Source organism: Bacillus sp. FJAT-27986 (assembly GCF_001685035.1).
Classification (GTDB): domain Bacteria; phylum Bacillota; class Bacilli; order Bacillales; family Pradoshiaceae; genus Pradoshia.
Genome location: NZ_MAYV01000001.1, coordinates 783,442 through 802,584, shown reverse-complemented (window position 1 = coordinate 802,584; position 19,143 = coordinate 783,442). Strand labels below are relative to the sequence as shown.

General features: G+C 36.6%; 21 protein-coding genes, 1 pseudogene and 1 other annotated feature. Of the genes and pseudogenes, 17 read left to right on the top strand and 5 right to left on the bottom strand.

Annotated features, from left to right (window positions below):
• Positions 1 to 125 precede the first annotated feature (125 nt).
• From A8L44_RS03830 to A8L44_RS03815, 4 genes are read left to right on the top strand one after another with little or no spacing between them, the layout of a single operon-like run.
• Complete coding sequence (locus A8L44_RS03830; protein WP_066101735.1) at positions 126 to 749, top strand: hypothetical protein; 624 nt, start codon at positions 126 to 128, stop codon at positions 747 to 749.
• On the top strand, positions 742 to 1,503 hold the full coding sequence (locus A8L44_RS03825; protein WP_066101732.1) for an ABC transporter permease: 762 nt from the start codon (positions 742 to 744) through the stop codon (positions 1,501 to 1,503). The genes A8L44_RS03830 and A8L44_RS03825 overlap by 8 nt, the downstream gene beginning before the upstream one ends.
• Before the next feature lie 25 nt (positions 1,504 to 1,528).
• Entirely contained in the window at positions 1,529 to 2,197 is a 669-nt protein-coding gene (locus A8L44_RS03820) for an ABC transporter ATP-binding protein (protein ID WP_175354225.1), read from the top strand.
• Between the two features lie 14 nt (positions 2,198 to 2,211).
• A complete protein-coding gene (locus tag A8L44_RS03815; RefSeq protein ID WP_066101726.1) occupies positions 2,212 to 3,198 on the top strand; it encodes an ABC transporter substrate-binding protein in 987 nt (328 codons plus the stop codon).
• 119 nt (positions 3,199 to 3,317) lie between these two features.
• On the opposite strand, the gene A8L44_RS03810 is transcribed toward A8L44_RS03815, so the two are convergent.
• Entirely contained in the window at positions 3,318 to 3,746 is a 429-nt protein-coding gene (locus tag A8L44_RS03810) for an RrF2 family transcriptional regulator (protein WP_066101725.1), read from the bottom strand.
• Between the two features lie 136 nt (positions 3,747 to 3,882).
• Between A8L44_RS03810 and A8L44_RS03805 the strand changes: the two genes are divergently transcribed.
• From A8L44_RS03805 to A8L44_RS03795, 3 genes are all read left to right on the top strand, one after another.
• A complete protein-coding gene (locus A8L44_RS03805; protein ID WP_066101722.1) occupies positions 3,883 to 4,641 on the top strand; it encodes an SDR family NAD(P)-dependent oxidoreductase in 759 nt (252 codons plus the stop codon).
• Between the two features lie 259 nt (positions 4,642 to 4,900).
• Positions 4,901 to 5,290: a hypothetical protein gene (locus A8L44_RS03800; protein WP_066101721.1), complete on the top strand. Its 390-nt coding sequence runs from the start codon at positions 4,901 to 4,903 to the stop codon at positions 5,288 to 5,290.
• A gap of 154 nt (positions 5,291 to 5,444) precedes the next feature.
• The gene (locus A8L44_RS03795; protein WP_066101718.1) at positions 5,445 to 6,257 is read left to right on the top strand and encodes an alpha/beta fold hydrolase; all 813 of its coding nucleotides are present in this window, start codon (positions 5,445 to 5,447) and stop codon (positions 6,255 to 6,257) included.
• A gap of 70 nt (positions 6,258 to 6,327) precedes the next feature.
• Here A8L44_RS03795 and A8L44_RS03790 read toward each other — a convergent pair whose 3' ends face one another.
• Positions 6,328 to 7,533 carry an MFS transporter gene (locus A8L44_RS03790; protein ID WP_066101712.1) on the bottom strand — a complete coding sequence of 402 codons (1,206 nt, stop codon included), beginning with the start codon at positions 7,531 to 7,533 and terminating at the stop codon, positions 6,328 to 6,330.
• A 64-nt stretch (positions 7,534 to 7,597) separates the two neighbouring features.
• Positions 7,598 to 7,868, bottom strand: a binding site (T-box leader).
• Positions 7,869 to 8,410: 542 nt separating this feature from the next.
• Between A8L44_RS03790 and A8L44_RS03785 the strand changes: the two genes are divergently transcribed.
• Positions 8,411 to 9,313, top strand: a complete 903-nt coding sequence (locus A8L44_RS03785) for a patatin-like phospholipase family protein (RefSeq protein WP_066101709.1) — start codon at positions 8,411 to 8,413, stop codon at positions 9,311 to 9,313.
• 166 nt (positions 9,314 to 9,479) lie between these two features.
• On the opposite strand, the gene A8L44_RS03780 is transcribed toward A8L44_RS03785, so the two are convergent.
• Positions 9,480 to 10,073 (bottom strand): SCO family protein, encoded by a 594-nt coding sequence (locus tag A8L44_RS03780; protein ID WP_066101706.1) that lies wholly within the window; start codon positions 10,071 to 10,073, stop codon positions 9,480 to 9,482.
• A 197-nt stretch (positions 10,074 to 10,270) separates the two neighbouring features.
• Here A8L44_RS03780 and A8L44_RS03775 point away from each other — a divergent pair, with 197 nt between their 5' ends.
• From A8L44_RS03775 to A8L44_RS03755, 5 genes and pseudogenes are all read left to right on the top strand, one after another.
• Positions 10,271 to 11,527, top strand: coding sequence for a M48 family metallopeptidase (locus A8L44_RS03775; protein WP_066101703.1), 1,257 nt, complete (start codon positions 10,271 to 10,273; stop codon positions 11,525 to 11,527).
• 129 nt (positions 11,528 to 11,656) lie between these two features.
• Complete coding sequence (locus tag A8L44_RS03770; protein ID WP_066101702.1) at positions 11,657 to 12,193, top strand: DinB family protein; 537 nt, start codon at positions 11,657 to 11,659, stop codon at positions 12,191 to 12,193.
• A 65-nt stretch (positions 12,194 to 12,258) separates the two neighbouring features.
• Positions 12,259 to 12,723, top strand: coding sequence for an NUDIX domain-containing protein (locus tag A8L44_RS03765; RefSeq protein ID WP_308810514.1), 465 nt, complete (start codon positions 12,259 to 12,261; stop codon positions 12,721 to 12,723).
• Between the two features lie 46 nt (positions 12,724 to 12,769).
• Positions 12,770 to 13,227: pseudogene (locus tag A8L44_RS03760) on the top strand (GNAT family N-acetyltransferase).
• A 22-nt stretch (positions 13,228 to 13,249) separates the two neighbouring features.
• Positions 13,250 to 14,065: an aminoglycoside adenylyltransferase domain-containing protein gene (locus A8L44_RS03755; RefSeq protein ID WP_066101692.1), complete on the top strand. Its 816-nt coding sequence runs from the start codon at positions 13,250 to 13,252 to the stop codon at positions 14,063 to 14,065.
• Positions 14,066 to 14,177: 112 nt separating this feature from the next.
• Here A8L44_RS03755 and A8L44_RS03750 read toward each other — a convergent pair whose 3' ends face one another.
• The gene (locus tag A8L44_RS03750) at positions 14,178 to 14,408 is read right to left on the bottom strand and encodes an IDEAL domain-containing protein (protein WP_066101689.1); all 231 of its coding nucleotides are present in this window, start codon (positions 14,406 to 14,408) and stop codon (positions 14,178 to 14,180) included.
• 258 nt (positions 14,409 to 14,666) lie between these two features.
• Between A8L44_RS03750 and A8L44_RS03745 the strand changes: the two genes are divergently transcribed.
• Entirely contained in the window at positions 14,667 to 15,263 is a 597-nt protein-coding gene (locus A8L44_RS03745; protein WP_066101684.1) for a competence protein ComK, read from the top strand.
• A 12-nt stretch (positions 15,264 to 15,275) separates the two neighbouring features.
• Here A8L44_RS03745 and A8L44_RS03740 read toward each other — a convergent pair whose 3' ends face one another.
• Positions 15,276 to 15,650 carry a hypothetical protein gene (locus tag A8L44_RS03740; protein ID WP_066101681.1) on the bottom strand — a complete coding sequence of 125 codons (375 nt, stop codon included), beginning with the start codon at positions 15,648 to 15,650 and terminating at the stop codon, positions 15,276 to 15,278.
• 214 nt (positions 15,651 to 15,864) lie between these two features.
• Here A8L44_RS03740 and A8L44_RS03735 point away from each other — a divergent pair, with 214 nt between their 5' ends.
• The 3 genes from A8L44_RS03735 to abc-f all read left to right on the top strand — a co-directional run bounded on the left by A8L44_RS03735 (position 15,865) and on the right by abc-f (position 18,717).
• Complete coding sequence (locus tag A8L44_RS03735) at positions 15,865 to 16,476, top strand: TVP38/TMEM64 family protein (protein WP_066101678.1); 612 nt, start codon at positions 15,865 to 15,867, stop codon at positions 16,474 to 16,476.
• Between the two features lie 99 nt (positions 16,477 to 16,575).
• Positions 16,576 to 16,695 carry an RAxF-45 family protein gene (locus A8L44_RS19425; RefSeq protein WP_368072416.1) on the top strand — a complete coding sequence of 40 codons (120 nt, stop codon included), beginning with the start codon at positions 16,576 to 16,578 and terminating at the stop codon, positions 16,693 to 16,695.
• A 129-nt stretch (positions 16,696 to 16,824) separates the two neighbouring features.
• Positions 16,825 to 18,717: a ribosomal protection-like ABC-F family protein gene (gene abc-f / locus A8L44_RS03730; protein ID WP_066101673.1), complete on the top strand. Its 1,893-nt coding sequence runs from the start codon at positions 16,825 to 16,827 to the stop codon at positions 18,715 to 18,717.
• Positions 18,718 to 19,143 lie beyond the last annotated feature (426 nt).

Below are 19,143 nucleotides of genomic sequence, written 5' to 3'. Positions count from 1 at the left end.
TTTACTTTCTTTGGCAATGATATAAATGAATATGAACTTCATTGATAACCATTATCATTTATGATAATATTATTCAGAAATAATTTTGTTAATCTTTATCACTTCTAATTAGAAAGGAGAAGGAAGTGAAAAAATATATTTGGCTAAATCCTGTTGTTTTAAAAATGTATGAACAGGAAGAATTATATTCTACCTTAGAATGCTTAGATTTTCAGGTTGTTACTTGTGAGGAAAATCACTTGATGACTGTGAAAAATAAATACAAAGAGCGATACGAAGGATGTAATCAGCTCCTTTGTGATAATAGATGTCCTAAAGCAATTTCCTATGTAAAAACTCATTATGATCAAATTGGCCAGGAGTACGCTACTATCCAACCAATCTTAATTCATTGTGCTGAAGAACTGGCTAATAGATATAAAGATGATGATGCAGAACTATATATCATCACTCCTTGTACAGATTTAAAAGACCTAGGAACTAGCTTGGCATTGAAAAATACGATATTTCAAACATGGACTGAATTTTGCAGAGATCACCAAATCAAGCTTAATAGTAAACCAACTGAAAACAGTCCGATTCCACCAGGCTTTTTTGATAATATCCCTAATGTAGTCAGCCTTGCATCGAAGGATGATATTGATTGCTTTTTCCAGAGTACTCCTAAGCAAGAAAAACAATTAATAGAAATGTTATATTGCCAAGGTGGCTGCCATAATGGAGATGGAGTTAGGATAACAAATGAATAATCTTATAAAAAGATTGATACCGATTGCTTGTATTTTAATCGCATGGTATTTATGCAGCTATTTCGAAGTTTGGAGTGCCTATATTCTGCCTAGTCCAATGCAAGTATGGAATACCTTTGTATCAATGGTACAAAACGGAGAATTATTTATTCATATCTTTGCAAGTTTATATAGAGTACTAGTCGGCTTTTCGATTGCCTTTGTATTCGCCTTTTTTCTAGGCATCATTGCTGGTTTAAAGCCTGCCCTTTCTCCTTATTACAATCATATTGTGGAGTTCTTCAGAAATGTACCTCCACTTAGCCTGATTCCCTTGCTAATTTTATGGGTTGGTATCGGAGAAGAATCCAAAACAATCATAATCATTTTAGCTTCCTTTTTTCCAATGTTTTTAAATATAAAAAAGGGCTTTGGTTCTTGTGATTATAAGCTTTTGGAGGTCGGAAAAGTTTTAGGATTAAATCCAAGGCAACGTTTTCTGAAAATAATTCTTCCGTCTGCTGTCCCAGATATTCTTTTAGGAATGAAGGTTGGCCTGGGATATAGCTGGAGAGCTATTATTGGTGCTGAAATGATTGCCGCTGCAAGCGGTTTGGGGTACTTCATATTGGATGCGCAGACGATGTCTCGCTCTGATAAAGTGATTGTGGGAATTCTGGTGATCGGCCTCCTGGGAGTCATCTGCGATAAAATTTTCTCGTTCTTTAGCAAGAAATTCACTCGTATTGGAGGTATAGACAATAGCTGGGATTAAAATAAATCAACTTTATAAAAGTTTTATGGTAGATGGAAAAAAGCATGATGTTTTAAAAAATGTTAATGTCGAATTCCCTCAGAATAGCATCAGTGTCATTCTCGGAAAAAGCGGATGTGGGAAGACGACACTCCTGCGCATATTAGCCAATCTGGAGCAATGCGATGCAGGAGAAGTGTCCATTAATAGCAATGAAAAAATTAGCTTTGTATTTCAAGAACCCCGTTTGATGCCATGGTTACCCGTATCTAAGAACATTACATTCGGTTTAGAAAAACAAAAGATTAATGATGTGGAAATAGAAGAGTTAATGAATTTGATAGGATTAAAAAAGTTTGAAAAAGCCTATCCACACCAATTATCCGGAGGCATGCAACAAAGAGTCGCATTAGCAAGAGCATTAGCCTATGACCCATCCTTTATCTTAATGGATGAACCATTTGCTGCACTCGATTATTTCACACGTGAGGCAATGCAGAAAGAATTAATAAGAATTAACCAACTAAAAAAGAAAAGTATAATCTTTGTTACCCATAGTATCGAAGAAGCCATAGCAATAGGACAAAATATCTTTGTAGTTAATGAAGGAAGGATTCATGCTCAATTTAACTTAGAGCAATATGAATATCCAAGAGATGTATTATCGCCTTCTCTAATAGAAATAAAGAAAAACATCATAGAAAAACTAGCGTGAGAGTGGGACATAAAATGAAAAAATGGTTATTATCTTTACTTGCTTTACTGAGCATATCAGTTATCGTTGCTTGTGGAAAAGATACCGATTCTGATAAGAACAGTACAAAAAATAACGAGGAGAACACGTATACTGTTGATAAGGTGCAGACAACTTATGTGCAATCTCCTTTAAATATTCCTTCTATTGTAGAAAAGGAAAAAGGATTGTTGGCCAATTCTTTTGCGGAAGAAGGGATTGAATTCGGCTATTCCAATTTAACAACCGGCCCTGAACAAACTCAGGCTTTGGCTTCAGGTGATATCCAATTCCTGAATGCAGTCGGTGCCACATCTGTCATTTTATCTGCATCGAATGGAGCGGATATCAAAATTATGAGCATGTATAGCCGTTCTCCTGAGGCTTTCATGTTATTTACAAACCTGAAAGATATTAAATCACCTGAAGATCTAGCAGGGAAAAAAGTTGCTGGTCCAAAGGGAACAATTTTACATGAACTGCTTATCAATTATTTAGCAACTGAAGGCTTAACAGAAAAGGATATTGAATTTGTTCAAATGGATATACCTTCTGCACAAGCAGCGTTAGTAGCAGAGGAAGTCGACTTTGCGTTACTAGCTGGCCCTACCGCATATAATATGATTCAAGATGGGTACCAGGTGGTTACAAATGGTGAAGGGCTGGTCGATGGAACAATTGTAGTTGCAACTAGTGAAGATTTCTACTCGAAGAATCCTGGCTTAGTAAAGAAATTTTTACAAGTACAAGAAGAGACACTGCAATATATCGATGAAAATTATGAGGAAGTCATGGAAATTACAGCAAAGGAAACCGAACTACCTCTAGATGGTGTAAAAGAAATGTATGAAATGTATGACTTCAATATGGAAATCAAACCATCAGATATCGAGAGTATGGAAAAAACAGTGAAATTCATGAAAGAGAATAATATGATCGAAAATGATATAGATATTGAGTCCTTAATTTTAGATGTAGAATAATAGTAAAAAGCATGTTTCTGTATCAAGAAGCATGCTTTTTTGATTAAAAGATATGGCAATACTAAACGGCCTCAATTTGATAGTGTAGAGGTGTTTTATTGTAAAATATAAAGGTAAAATCAAAAAAGATTCTTTTTTAAAGAACTATTTGCAAGATCATTAATAGAATATTGGCTCAAGACATCTTTTATTTTATGTTGTGCTTCTAGTAGAATATCTAAAATATTTTTGTCCATTTCATCGATTTCTTTATCCATTTTAGTCGGATGTGCGTCTTTCACAATGGCAACATACACATCATAAAGAGTTGTCTTTTCGGGATTAACAACCAGCTTATAACCACCGTAGCGCCCTTCAAAACCTTCAACCATTTTTTCCTGCATTAATTTAGCTAATACCTTCCTAATAAAGCTCGATTCAACATTTAGTTTTTCAGTTAAAGTGCTGCTAGTTACAAGCTTTTTTTCGTTTGCAAGTATTGCTAAGGACTTAATGGCAACGATGAAGTTCGTTTTACCTAAGTAGCTTAATTGTAAGAGGTCTTCCATACATTCACGTCCAATCTGTTACTATTTTAGCAATGAATTGTTTGAAATTAAAGATAAAATGATTGACCTTAAATGGATGGATTGTTAAGTTTTAAGTGTGATAAAAAATCACATTTAATCGAATGGAGGGATTTTGATGGGACGTTTAGATAATAAAGTAGCAATTATCACGGGTGCTGCGTCAGGTATGGGGTTAGCTGCAGTTCAATTATTCATAAGTGAAGGCGCAAAGGTTGTAGCAACAGATATCGCATTTGATAAGTTAGAAGAAGTAACTGCTGTAATAGAAGGCGATATACTATGTGCTCGTTTAGATGTCACTTCTGATGAAGATTGGAAAACTGTAATGGAACAAACAAAAGAGGCATTTGGTAAAATTGATATTTTAATTAATAATGCCGGTGTATCGTTTCATAAAACACTTTTGGAAGAAACATTAGATGGATGGAATCGTACTATTAACTTAAATTTAACCTCCGTGTTCCTAGGAATGCAATCCGTTATTCCTTATATGCAGGAAAATAGCGGTGGATCAATCGTCAATTGTGTATCTTTAGCAGCGATTATTGGAAGCGCTGACAATGGTGCAGCTGCGTATGCTGCAGCAAAAGGTGGTGTCCGTGCCCTATCAAAACATGCAGCTATCAACTTTGCTAAAGATAATATCCGAGTAAATTCTATTTATCCAGGAGCCATTTTAACAGGTGCTGCCGAGCGTCATGGTGTGACATCCCGAGAAGTATTGGGGAAAGCATTTGAAGGTACAATACCATTACCACCATTCGCAGGTGAAGCGATTGATATTGCTAACGGTTATTTATATTTAGCCTCTGATGAATCCAAATTTGTTACTGGTGAAGAATTAATCATTGATGGTGGATGGAGTTCTAAATAGTTTTATTTACCTTACTGAATTTACGGGGTAAAAACGGTAAATAAAAAGAGATATTTTACATTACTGGTGCTTTGACTTTGAATATGTATAATGAACCAAATGTTGCGTTGATTCAAAAGGATTAACGCTTTTTTCTGTTGAACCTCTTATGTGGTGGAGAAACAGTTAGCTGAAGAAGGATTTCTTAAACCTAATAGAGAATTTACTTGTTTAGAGTGACTTTTTGGAAGAGTATGCTCGTGATAAAGGGGGAAATATGATGCGTTTCACTGTCACAGGTCATGAGTTGAATACGGTACATGATATGAAAAAAATAACTTTATTATTAACTCAAGCAACCTTAGATGAGCTACATAAAGAAGAAAATAAAAAAATCCAAATAACGACTTCTCATTGTTTAATCATTGCCGACAAAATCAATACAAAAGAACCTATTATGGGTGAGATGTCTTTATTGGAACAATCAATCCTTGAAGCAGAAGATGATATACACAGCATTATTAATGAAGGCAATACTACCAATTTATCTGGAATGATATTGCTTAGAAATGTAAAAATAATTCCATTTTCAGCACCTGATAACTTCATTGAATTAGAATCCTATGCACTTTATACGGATCATATTATGGGCTTTAGTCTTACTGATTGATATGTATAGGTGAGAGTGATACTCCGAGCAGTCCGCTTCATATGATGTGACCAGCTCTTTTTTTCTAATTCTATAAACTGGGCAAGAAGGCCATGGAACGAATTATAGAGAATATTGAATGTAGGATTTACTGCTTAGAAATGAGGTTAATAGGATGCCATATTGCAAAGTCTGCCAGGCAGAAATATATTATGAAGACATAGGTGAAGGTAAACCCATTTTAATGTTACACGGGTATTCCCTCGATCATCGATTAATGAAAGGGTGTATGGAACCCATATTTACTGATAGAAATGGGTATCGCCGTATTTATTTTGACCTTCCTGGCATGGGTTTGACGAAAAACTATGATGACATTACAAATGCTGATGATATGCTGAATACCGTTCAAGATTTTATTCAAGCCATCCTGCCTGACCAAGAATATATCATTGCAGGTGAGTCCTATGGGGGATATATAGCAAGAGGAGTTATTCAAAATCAATATGATAGTTTATTAGGTGCTGCTTTTATCTGTCCGGTTATCTTCCCCTATTTAGAAAACAGAAGAGTGGAGAAACATCAAATATTTAAGACGGATGAAGAATTTTTAGCCACATTAACAACGGAAGATGTAGAGAATTTCAGCAAAAATAATGTCATACTTGATGAATACACATGGTTGAGGTATAAACGAGAGATTGTAAGCGGCAGTAAACTAGGTGATGAAAAATTTTTGATGGCGTACATAGACCAATATGGATTTTCCTTCGAGATTGACCAAACAAATTTTATTAAGCCAAGCGTTTTCCTGCTGAGCAGACAAGATTCGTCTGTTGGCTATCAGGACGCACTCGAATTAATTAAAAAGTATCCTAGAGCAACTTTCGCTATTTTGGATAAAGCAGGCCATAATTTACAAATTGAACAGCCCGAAATTTTTAACGTTCTAATAAATGAATGGTTGGATCGAATTGAAGGATTATGATAGATTATTAAATAATACAAAAAACAGGTACTTTCTCTTTTCTAGAAAGTACCTGTATTATTATTGTTTTTTATACTTGAATATAATAACTTCTTTTCGAATGATCAGATATAACAAAATTAATGACCAGCCCCAACAGGAAAAAAATAAAGGAACCCATGATATAAACAGGGCGAATATCAAATAGTTCGGCAGATAATCCAATTAAGGCTGTACATATGATGATTAAAACTGCCTCTAGCATCCCTAAGACACTGGAGAATCTGCCCATAATATCTACAGGCACATTGTTTTGGTAGAAGGTTAAAAAGCCTGTATTTGCAAATGATAAAGAAAATGTTAAAACGAAAAATCCTATTGAAGCCCATATAAAATCGTTTGAAAAGGCAAAGATTAGATAACCAATCGGAGTGAAGAACGCTCCAAGTCCCATTAGTACATTTATTTTCAATTGATTCGCAAAGATTGTATTTACTAGTGAACCCCCAATGATTCCTGCACCGGCAATACTAACAAGAAATCCATAGGTACTTTCGGATAAAAAGAGAACTTTGGTTGCAAATGCAGCCTCTAATGAATCTAAGGCAGACATACATACAGACATTCCGCTAAACAGAATATATATTAATGTTATATGTTTATTTGTTTTATTGAATTGAAGGATGATTCTCCAATCATTCACCATTAATGAAGGTTTAATTTTTTCATATATACGATCTTCACTCCCAAATTCTACATTTGGAAGAAACAAAATAATGATTACTGAAAAGAACAAAGCGAAAGAATTTATTTGGATTGCTAAATTAGGAGAACCAATGATAAAAAGGAAGCCCGCTATGGAAGGCCCTAGTATAAAACCACAGGAATTAATAAAATTTCGCATGGCATTAAATCGTTGTCGATTTGTTTTTGGAATTAATTTTGTCATGTAGACCATTGAGGTTGGTTCAAAAATAGACCTGGCAATATTGATGATAAATACAATGAAGTAAATAAATGGAAGTGAATCTAAAAACGGTAAGATAAAAATAAAAATGGCTCTTATAATATCTAGATAAATCATGAGCTTTCTTTTATTGAACCGATCAATTAAAGTCCCAGACCAGAAATTTGTACATAAGGATGCAATAGGCAATAGGATATATAGGATAGAAACGGCTAAGGGTGATTCTGTCTTATCCAAAATAATTAAATTTAATGCAATCAAATAAATCCATGCACCAACATTCGATACTCCAATTCCAAGTAAGAGTAAAAGGGGGTATTTCCACTTCATTTAATCCACTCCCAGACATTGATTTTTAGGCCAATAAAAAAGTCTCACCTCCAAGGTTAACAACCTTGGGGACGAGACTTTTGGAATTTAGTAGTTCGCGGTGCCACCCCAGTTTATTCCTGTGTCGCCACAGAAATCTTTTCGAGTACGCAGGACAAGGCCTGGTTATACTCTATCTCTTTAACGGGAGAAACCGACGCATAATCAATATCAGATGAAATATCCTATACGAAGCTCCGAGACTTGGTTCGGCGGGCTATTACATCCTCCATTCTCAGCTACTGGAGTTCTCTGTTATGCTTAAGCGCGCTTACTCTTCTTTTCATCGCTTTTTCCTTATTATGGATTTATAACATTATATATTGTTTTGGATAATATGGAAATACTAAAATAAAAATAAAAATGGGGATGTACTTCCTGATTTATAATTTTGTATTTACTAAGATTGAAATAGTATTTTTTTCAGTCACCACTTTGGCAGTCATTACAGTTAGAAAAATATATATTATTTGCCTTATAATAAATGTAAAGGGTCATAGCATAACTTCCTTGTTGAGGATTAGTTGTTCAACTTATTTAGTGGTATCAATAGATATATCAACAACGTCCTTGTATTATGGTGTTATGTGACCGGATTGTAGTGGAAGAATAAGTTTATTACTATCCTACCATTTAAATAGAATGTAAGAGCTGTCCTCTTATTAGCCATACTTCCCTGGCTTTCGGGACAGCTCCTTTTTACTAGGAAAAATAGTATAGATTAACCAGCGTTATAGAAGTTTTGATACGTTACAATTGATTGTGGATGAAGAGAGGCTTATGGCTTAAACAACATCTATAAACATCTATAATGAGCATGAATAAAGGAGACTTTTTGATGATTCCTATCAATATAAAAAATACGAGCTTGATCTTAGAGGGCGGAACATTCCGCATGGTATATACAGCGGGTGTCTTAGACGGTTTTTTAGAGAAAGAGATGATGTTTCCTTACATATTGGGAATCTCTGCGGGCGCTATTAGTGCTTGTTCCTATATTTCTGAGCAAAAAAACAGGACGATTCGCTTTATATCTACTTACCGGAATGATAAGCGCTATGTCGGAGTGCGCAATTTTCTAACGGAGCGAAGTCTGTTTGGGCTGACGTTTGCCTATGATACGGTTCCTAATCAGTTGGATTTCTTTGATTGGGAGACATATCAAAACTATCAAGGTCAAGTTTTGTTTGGCGTGACAAATGCCTATACCGGACAGGTAGAATACATGGATGGTAAAACAATGGACAAAGGGGCTACAATTTTGCGGGCCACATGTGCTATTCCAGTCCTGTTTCCTGAAATTAAAATAAATAATGTTCCTTATTATGATGGAGGATTAGCTGATTCGGTACCAATCCAAAAGGCGATAGCAGATGGCTATGAAAAGCATGTCATCATCTTGACCAGGCCGCGGGGCTACAGGAAGAAGCTCGACAGTCAGACAAAATGGGCAGTGAAGCTATTGCGTAAGAAATATCCGCAACTGGTTCAAGCCATGGAGAACCGTGCACATCATTATAATCAAACCATGGATTTGATAGAAAAGCTGGAGCAAGAAGGGAAAGCATTCGTTTATCGACCGCCGTTTGAACTTAAGAGTTTTGAAAAAAACACAGAGATTATGTGGAAATCACATAATAAAGGGTTAGAACAATTTCATGACCGAAATCAGGAATTACTAGATTTTCTTGGAGCTGATTATGCAGGCTGCAAAGCTGAAGCTTCTCTCTTGGAAATATAGGTTTCTCTAATTGTGCGAGGGATAGTATTTCCGCATAAGAACAAGACTGTCAATGGACAGTCTTTTCTTATACTCTTAGAGTGGATGGAGAAGGTTGATTGGTTTGATAATTAAAAAAGCTGTCTTTTTTTGCCTACACCTTTATATACAAATCTTCTGGAATCAGCTACATCTTTTCAGCATTCTTAACAATTTTCTTGTAAACTTCTTCTCGGTCAAAATCCTTTTCTCCCATTCCAAATACTTCAATGACACGGTTTTTTTCATTAATAAGATAAGTGGCATTTCTGTGGATTAGGAATCCTGAACCGGGGTCTTTATATTGGAAACGGAATGCATCTGCGAGCTTTCTTGTATCCTCTGCATCTCCACGCAATACATACCATCCGTCTGCAGCAGTTGTTTTAAAGGTCTCACCGTACTCTTTCATAATCGGGAGTGTATCCCGAGCTGGATCAATTGTGACTGTCAGGAATTCGACTTTATCGCCAAACAGACCGTCTTTCACAAGCCGATCGCGTATATCGACCATTTGATAGGTTGTATTTGGACAGACATCAGGACAGTTTGTATACATAAATTCCAATAGGCGTATTTTTTGTGGAATTTCCTTGAATGAATAATCCGTACCGGTAGTGGATTCCATTGTAACTTCATTAGGAAACTCCATTTGTGACTGCCTATAACCAGTGAAGTAGTATATACCAGCACCGATACTTAAAATTAATAAGATAGTAAAACCTATATATAACTTTTTCATATCGTTTAACAGTTCCCCTCTGTTTGTTATTCCTCCCCTATTTTACCATTATATAGATAGTGGTTATGGTAAAGTTGTTGGAAACTTGTGAGAAATGAGTGTCTATTTTGTGTCGTATGGAGAAAGAATGAATTAAGGTTCTAACTTGTACAAATGCCGGTAAACTATATAGATGGAATGTTTGAGGAGGGGTATATTTGCGGAGAAAATGGATTTTAATCATATTAGGCCTTTTTCTAATTTATGCATTGGCGATATATGTTTATCTTTTTCATGGTGCCAATACAGCTATTCCTGAATCGATGAGGGGAACCAATGCAGATCCCTCTACGTTTATGAATAAGGAATTGTTAGAAAAGAGTGAAACGTATTCTAAAATACGAAACTTTTTCTTTTTTATCAGTACACCGCTTGAGTGGCTATTCTATGCGATTGTTCTGATATCTGGATTGTCCAAAGGGCTAGAGAAATGGGGGAAGCAATCCTGGAAAAGACGTTCCGTTCAAATTAGCGCCTATGTCTTTTGGCTTTCACTCCTTTTATTTATTGTCTTCCTGCCGCTTTCATACATTCGATATAAAATATCGCTTGCCTATGGCATATCCTCTCAGGTTTTTTCCTCCTGGATGAAGGATAATTTTATTGAGTTTTGGGTGGATCTAGGAATGACTTTAATTGTTGTTCTTGTCTTGTATTGGCTCATTCGGAAAAGTCCCGCTCGCTGGTGGCTGTATAGCTGGCTTTTATGCATTCCATTCACGATATTCGTCATGTTTATTCAGCCGGTTGTCATCGATCCGCTTTACAATGATTTTTACCCGCTGAAAGATAAAGTATTGGAAGAACAAATCCTTGATTTGGCAGCAAAAGCCAATATTCCGGCTGAGCATGTGTATGAAGTAAATATGTCAGAGAAAACCAATTCTTTAAATGCTTATGTAACAGGGGTTGGCTCAAATTCCAGAATTGTACTCTGGGACACCACATTGAACAGCCTAGAGGATGATGAGATTTTATTTATCATGGCTCATGAAATGGCTCATTATGTGGAAAAACATATATACCTCGGTATTGCCGGGTATTTGGTTCTCATGTTGGTTGGTTTATGGCTGACAGATAAATGGATGAAAAGAGCCATACGGAACAGAGGGGAATTGTATCACTTAGAATCCATGAGTGATATTCGGTCATTGCCGCTCTTTTTACTGATTACGTCCATTCTGTTGTTCGCAGCAAGTCCCGTTACAAATTATGTATCCCGTGTGCAGGAAACAAGAGCAGACACCTATGCATTAAACATGACCGATAATCCTGAAGCAGCTATTTCCTCCTTTCAGAAACTTTCTGAAAAGGGGCTAAGCCAAGTGAATCCGCCTTTACTGATTAAAATATTCCGGAACAGTCATCCAACCATGCTTGAACGGATTGAAATGGCAGAGAAGTATAAAAAATAAAAAGTTATAATGAATAAAATGAAGAGCCCTTCGTTAGACGGAGTGGCTCTGTTTTTGCTATCGTGCAATAAAGGAATTTAAGCAATGAAGGTGGAATAAATAGAGGAAATACATAAAAGGAGAGGGAATATGCGAAAACAATTAAAACAAAATGAATATGCTCCTTATTATCAACCATATGTAGAATTAGTTCCGGAAGGTGATTTGATCCAAATTTTATCCGAACAAATAAAACAGACGATTGCCAATCTGGAAAAAACAACTGATACTCAGGCGGAATTCCGTTATGCCGAAGGAAAATGGAGTATCAAGGAAGTTATTGGGCATATGATTGATACAGAGAGAATCATGGCATACAGGCTTCTTGCAATCGCGCGAGGAGAACGCAGAAACTTGCCAGGTTTTAATGAAGAAGAATATGTTCAGCAAGCATCCTTTACAAAACAAACAGTAGAAGAGCTCCTACAAAACTTTTCTATCGTCCGTCAGTCAACGATTATATTATTAAAAAGTCTCCGCAGTGAAGAGTGGCTGCGCCGAGGCACAGCTAATGATTGCGATATAACGGTTCGGGCTCTGGCTGTTATCATTGCCGGGCATGAATTACATCATCGCAGTATCATCAGTGAACGATATATGAACGCTGACTCAATTCCAAATCAATAACCATATGAGCTGGATTTTCAGCTCTTTTTGTAATTTAAAATACATAGATAAAGGGATGAACGATGATGCCGATTCGAAATTCTGCTAAAGCCATTATTATTCAGGATGATCAATTACTTGCGATAAAAAAAGAAGATCAGGAAGGTGTCTATTATATATTGCCTGGTGGCGGGCAAGAGCATGGAGAAACCTTTCATCAAGCGTTAATAAGAGAATGTATAGAAGAAATAGGACAGGAGGTTGAAATTGGTGATTTAATCCTGATTCGTGAATATATCGGACAAAATCATGAACATGCTGCTTTTGATATGGAAACCCATCAAATTGAATATATGTTTTTATGTACGATTAAAGGAAGGAATACAGTGATTCAAAATGGACTAAATCCTGATGAGGGACAAATCGGAGTAGAATGGCTGCCGTTAAGTGATTTATTAGCATACAGACTCTATCCTCAAGCAATGAGAAAACAGGTAATCAACTATCACAAAGGTGATAAGGTTCCCGTCTATTTAGGAGACATAAATTAAAGATTTGTATATTCTTTTTGGGGCGTCAAAGGTGAGGGATGATTGAATGAAGATTAAATTGGATGATTTAAGAGGAACTGAAGTGGCTGCTTTAATTAGTAGCCATCTTTACAGTATGGCCGAGCATTCTCCACCTGAGAGTATACATGCTTTAAATCTGGAAGAGTTGAAAAAAACAAATATCACGGTTTGGAGTGTCTGGGAGAATGAGGAGTTAGTTGGCTGTGGGGCCCTGAAAGAACTTGATATGACTCATGGAGAGATTAAATCGATGAAAACTTCACTGAATCATTTAAGAAAAGGGGTAGCTAGAAAGCTGCTAGAGGACATTATCAATATAGCGAAGGAACGTAACTATAAGAAACTAAGTCTGGAAACCGGATCAATGGCTGCCTTTAAACCAGCCCAAAGGCTTTAGAGAGTGTTGGATTTCAATATTGTAAGCCGTTTGCAGATTACAAAGAGAACCCGAACAGTGTGTTTATGACAATAGAATTATACTAACTATAGTAATAGAGGGATAGGTATGTTGAAAATACCAAAAATCGTAGAAACTATTTTGAATGAATACGAAGGATTATTCAATGAATATCTGCCAAATGAGTTGGAGGGCTTGTATTTACATGGCTCCATTGCACTGGATGCCTTTGAAAAAGGTAAAAGTGATATCGATTTTATTTCTGTCACAAGTCGGCATTTCACAGAAGATGAAGCTGGTATTCTCTCAAAGATTCATAGAATGATCGCTCAAAAATATAAGACTCCAGAGATGGACAGTGTCTATATTACTTGGGGAGACTTAGGGAAAGTGAACAATAATCATCAAAATCATTTTTATTATAATAGCGGAAATTTAAGCTTTGGCCCCTATTTTAATTTCAATCCTGTGACATGGACACTTTTTGCTAAAAAAGGAATTACTGTTCTTGGGCCTGCTTCCTCGGATTTTGAACTGGAATTCCGCTCGAAACAATTACAATCCTATGTATTCGCGAATATGAATACATACTGGGGCGATCGAGTTCAGTGGTTGGAATCCTCATTCGATGAATTGCTGAACATGCCTGCTCACGATATACGGGAGGAAATAGAATGGACAGTTCTTGGGCTGCTTTGTCAATACTATACGTTAGCGGAAGACGATATCATTTCCAAGACAGGGGCAGGGAGATATGGTTTAAGCCATATGCCAAAAGAGTATCATCAGATTATTAATGAAGCTGTTCTTGCTCGCACAACTGATAAGGAGACTTTATATAGTTCAAACAAGGAACGTTTGGATTCGACCCTAACATTTTCAAAGTATTTGATTAAATACTGTCAACGTTTTCATTTTATTTAGGGAAATACCGTGATTAAAGAGTGAAAACAAGAAAATCACAGGGCGGGATTAAATGATCCTCGCTCTGTGATTTTGTTTATACACCGTATTTATTCGTTACAAGTTGTTTGAATTAATTCCCAAAGTTTTTCTCCAATTCAATTAGCTCGGCGGAAAGTTTCATAAATGCTTCTTTGTCCTTATTGTCCAAGGCATGATCGATTTCTTCTTTCAGTTTCCTATGTGCATGGGTTAGTTGAGCTTCGTAAATCATCATATCCATCAGTAGATCTTCCATGGTCCCCTGGTCAACAGTCACATCAACAGCTTTTACGATATCTGTATTTGCTTTTTCGTGATTCATGGATATCCCCCCGTTGCTTTTTTTTATTATAAGTCAGATGAAAAGAAAAATCAACTAAATATTTAAATTATTCAGAAAATTTACTTTGGTAGTTTGAAATAGTTATTTATCATATACCCAGAATATAAAATGAATTAACCGTAACAATCATGGGGGTTCTGGGTTAAAATTGAAATTTTGGTGAATAAACCAATTATTTTAAAATATTATGTTATATTGAAATTGTAGTTTAATTGCAGGATTTATAAGGAGGAAGCTATGGAAAAGAACGTGATTACCAGGAGAGAGGATTACGAAATAAGTCCATTTACATTTGCTGTTGTTCCAGTAGAATACGGATCGAAAACGTATTCTAAAGTGATTGAATTTGATGAAGAAATTTTAGTACCTTTTAGGCCATCGGAAGTAGTAAAATCCAGCTGTGATTATTTTGGGGCTGATTATCCTGGGAGGTGCCAGTCGACGAAAAAGCTCCTCGGTATCTCGCATAAAGTGCCGATATCGTTAGAACCGGCTAATCGATTATTCTTTTTTCCTACTACATCTCCTGCAAAAGAATCATGTATTTGGCTTTCTTATGAACACATTGTATCCAGAGTTAAGATTGACGCGACTAAAACCCAAATTAATTTTCATAATAAGCAATCTATCGTTGTTCCAGTTTCATATAGTATCATTGAAAACCAGATGCTCAGAACTGCAATGCTGAAGTCGAAGCTGCTTCAAACCTTAGCAGAGACGGAGCGAAAGACACATTATTTATATAACGCCATGCAAGTTAATGATAGGAATTCGGATTTCCAAGCAAAGCATGGTTTAATGCATTCATCAAATAGTTATAAGGAAGGTCGATGAAACTTATTGCTGTTAATTTTTCAGTTGGTCAGTCCACTGCTTCAAAAAATAATACTCCAGTAATTCCTGTACTTTATTTCGAATACGGGGATTGAAATAATTATGGTATTCCTCATAGCCTTTATACAGAAATAAAAAGGAGGTGAATGATTCGTCTCTTTTTGTTTCTTCCACTTTGAGTTGATGTGTCCTCATATAGTGGCTTGCTTGCTTCAATTCTGCTTGGACCTGTTTCATGGTTTCATCAATTAATAATATGTATGGTTGTTTTAATTTAAGGGGCGATGCTTTTACCACTTGAAGGTCTCGGGCAAGTACGGTGAGGACCATGGGTAGATAGATCGCTTTTTCCATTATATTGCGCTCTTCTGTAGGGATGCGGGTCATGTAAATCGCGTCCTTTCAATGTCTGTAAAAAAAAACGAACGTATGTTCCTATATAGAATAATCGCTTTTCACATTTTTGACAAGTTTATTTTCTAACTAATTCTCTCCTTACAGCAATCTGATATAATAGGGGTAAGGATTGTTTCAATCTAATGTATATGGGGATATTTATATAGTATGGACTGAATTTGTTATTTGTTTGTGAGGAGAGACTATGGATCTTAATTGGTTAACAGAATGGCTAACATTGGAGCATTTAGCCGAATTAATAAGTGATTATAGAAACTTAGGTCCCATTCCGGGATTGTTGCTCCCGTTTGTTGAAGCGTTCCTTCCTTTTTTGCCTTTGTTTGTTTTTGTGACGGCTAATGCCAATGCTTTTGGCTTATGGATTGGATTTCTTCTCTCCTGGACAGGTGCTGTCGCTGGTGCGATGGTTGTGTTTTATTTGTCCAGAAAATATGGAAAGAAAAAAGCCCTTTCATTTTTACATAGACATTCGGCTGTGCAAAAAGCGATGCTCTGGATCAATCATCATGGATTTGGCCCGTTGTTTATCTTGCTTTGTTTCCCATTCACTCCTTCCGCGATCGTAAATATAGTTTGCGGATTATCTGACATTAGTCCAAAACAATATATGCTTGCTGTCTTTGCAGGGAAATTGGTCATGATCTTTACTATTAGTTATATTGGCCATGACATTATGTCTTTAATTCGCGAACCAGTAAAAAGTATTATTGTTGGTATCGTCATTTTCCTTTTATGGCTAGTAGGCAAACAAGTAGAAATCCGTTTGAATCGGGTGGAACAGAAGGACCATTCGTAGAATGGAAGGATATCTGTGAAGAGTGAAAAAAGCAGTTGTTAATAGTTGACTGAAAGTTTATAATTATAACTAAATTATTCCATTAAAGGAGGTGTAGAGATGAATCGTTCTGTGAAGGTATGTTTGCAATGGCTTGAAAACTTGTCATTGATCCGTGCCATTTTTCATGTGCAATTTCGCCAAGGGGGTAGTCTGCCCTTTTCAGGAAATTTCATATGAAAAAGAACGATAATAAGTCTCTATACCCTTGATAAAATAGGAATTCAAAAGCCATGGGGAAGTCTTATATCGACTTTCCTATGGCTTTTTTTCATGTACAGGGTATGAGCATGAGAGGGGTTCATACACATGATTGTATGCAGTGTACAGCAAATTGAAAAAAACTATGGCGGAACAAAGCTATTTGAAAATATTACGTTTGAGATCAAGGAAGGAGAACGAGTTGGATTCGTCGGTCGGAATGGCTGTGGGAAATCAACAATTCTAAAAATGATAGCAGGCGTCGAAACAATTGATGAGGGGGCTATTCACATTAAAAAGGGTGCAGCAATAGGCTTGCTGTCACAAATCCCTGACTTTACTGACGGCATCACGGTATATGAATGCTTGCAATCTGCTTTTGGCCATATGATTGAGCTGAAGGAGAGACTGGATAAATTAGAACATAGTATGGCTACTGAGACCAATGATAGCTCATTGGCTCGCAGTATAGAACAGTATGGAGAAGTTCAGGAGCAGTTTGAACGGCTTGGTGGCTATGAGATGGATAGCACGATTATGAAGATAGCCAATGGGCTGATGCTCGATTTGATGCTCGATAAACGTTTTGTTTCCTTAAGCGGAGGTGAGAAAACAAAAGTTTGTTTAGGAGTGCTGCTTCTGCAAAAGCCAGATCTCCTATTGTTGGATGAACCAACCAATCACCTGGATATTGGTGCAGTTGAATGGCTTGAAGGATTCCTCGAAGACTATGATGGGACAGTTCTGATTGTCTCGCATGATCGATTTTTCCTGGATCGAACAGTTAAGAGGATTTTAGATTTGGACGATGGAGAGGTATTCGTATACGAAGGAAACTACTCTGAATTCGTGCAAGCAAAAGAAAAGCGGCTTTTGGAAGAATTTAATCAATATAAGGAACAGCAGAAGAAAATCAAAAAAATGAAGGAAGCGATAAAACGATTGCGGGAATGGGCCAATCAGGCGAATCCACCGAGTGAAGGATTGCATAAACGTGCCCGCAATATGGAACGTGCCTTAGAGAGAATGGAGAAAATTAAACGGCCCATTTTAGAAAGACGTAAAATGGATCTAGACTTCGACCAATCTGAGCGAAGCGGTAAAGATGTCCTGCAGCTTCATGGAATTACGAAGCGATTTGGTACGCAAACACTGTTTGAGAATATGAACCTGCTTGTTCAATACGGTGAACGAATTGCGATTGTTGGTGCTAACGGCACCGGGAAATCAACCATTCTTAAACTGGTTCTGAATGAGTTTACACCTGACGTTGGAGAGGTCAAACTGGGCAGCAATGTGAAGATTGGATACTTGTCTCAACAGCTATTTCAAGAAGGAAAAGACATGACCGTTTTGGAGGCCTTCCGCCAAGAGGTCCATGTTACAGAAGGGGAAGCCCGTCATATTCTGGCCCGGTTCCTTTTCTATGGTTTTCAAGTCTTTCAAAAGGTAGAAAAATTAAGCGGGGGTGAGCGTATGAGATTACGACTCGCTCAGCTAATGTACCAGGATATTAATTTATTGATACTGGATGAACCAACGAATCATTTGGATATTGATTCGAGAGAAGTGCTGGAAGAAGCATTAAGTGAATTTTCGGGGACCATTATTGTGGTCAGCCATGATCGATACTTGCTGAATAAGCTATTTCAAAAAACATATTGGCTACAAAATCGAATATTACAGGTTTATTTAGGAAATTACTCTTGGGCGAGAGAGCATATGCTTGCAGATATGTTACAAGTAAAGCAAGCAAGTCAATTGGTGACTCAGAGTCAGAGTAATGTGAAGCTTGTACACCATGTAATTTCGAATGAGACTTACGAATCACTGGAGAAAAAAATTGATAAAGTGGAACATCGCTTATCAGAAATCATTCGTGATATGGAGAAGGAGACAGCGGTAGAAGCACTTCAACTACTATATGTAAAAAAGAAAGAAGCAGAAGAAGTACGTGAAGACCTTTATGAAGAATTGGATAGGTTGGATTGTGGAGAGTAGATCACCTAAAATAAATCAAATAAAGGCTGAAGAGACGGCAAGCTAATGATTGCCGTCTTTTTCTTGCTTTTGAAAAAGAAATTGTGCAGGGAAAAAGTGGAATTTGTCGAATGAGATTGTTGTAGGCGAAGTGATTGATATTTTTATTTTTGGCTCTTTTCGTATAGATTGTTGCTTTTAGGTACAAAAAGGAATTATTTTCTTTTTATGGTATATTATAATATAAATGAAATAGGTGAGTAAATAATAGGAGGTTGAGAATTATGAGGGAAAAATGTATTAAATGCGAGTCGGCAATGGTTGAAGCTAAATTAGATAGCTACCCAATCAGGGTTTATAAATCAACAGAGAAGGCGAACTCAAAAACTATGAGTGAGGTCTCTCCTTGCTATGTTTGTTCTAACTGTGGCTTTATAGAACTTTACG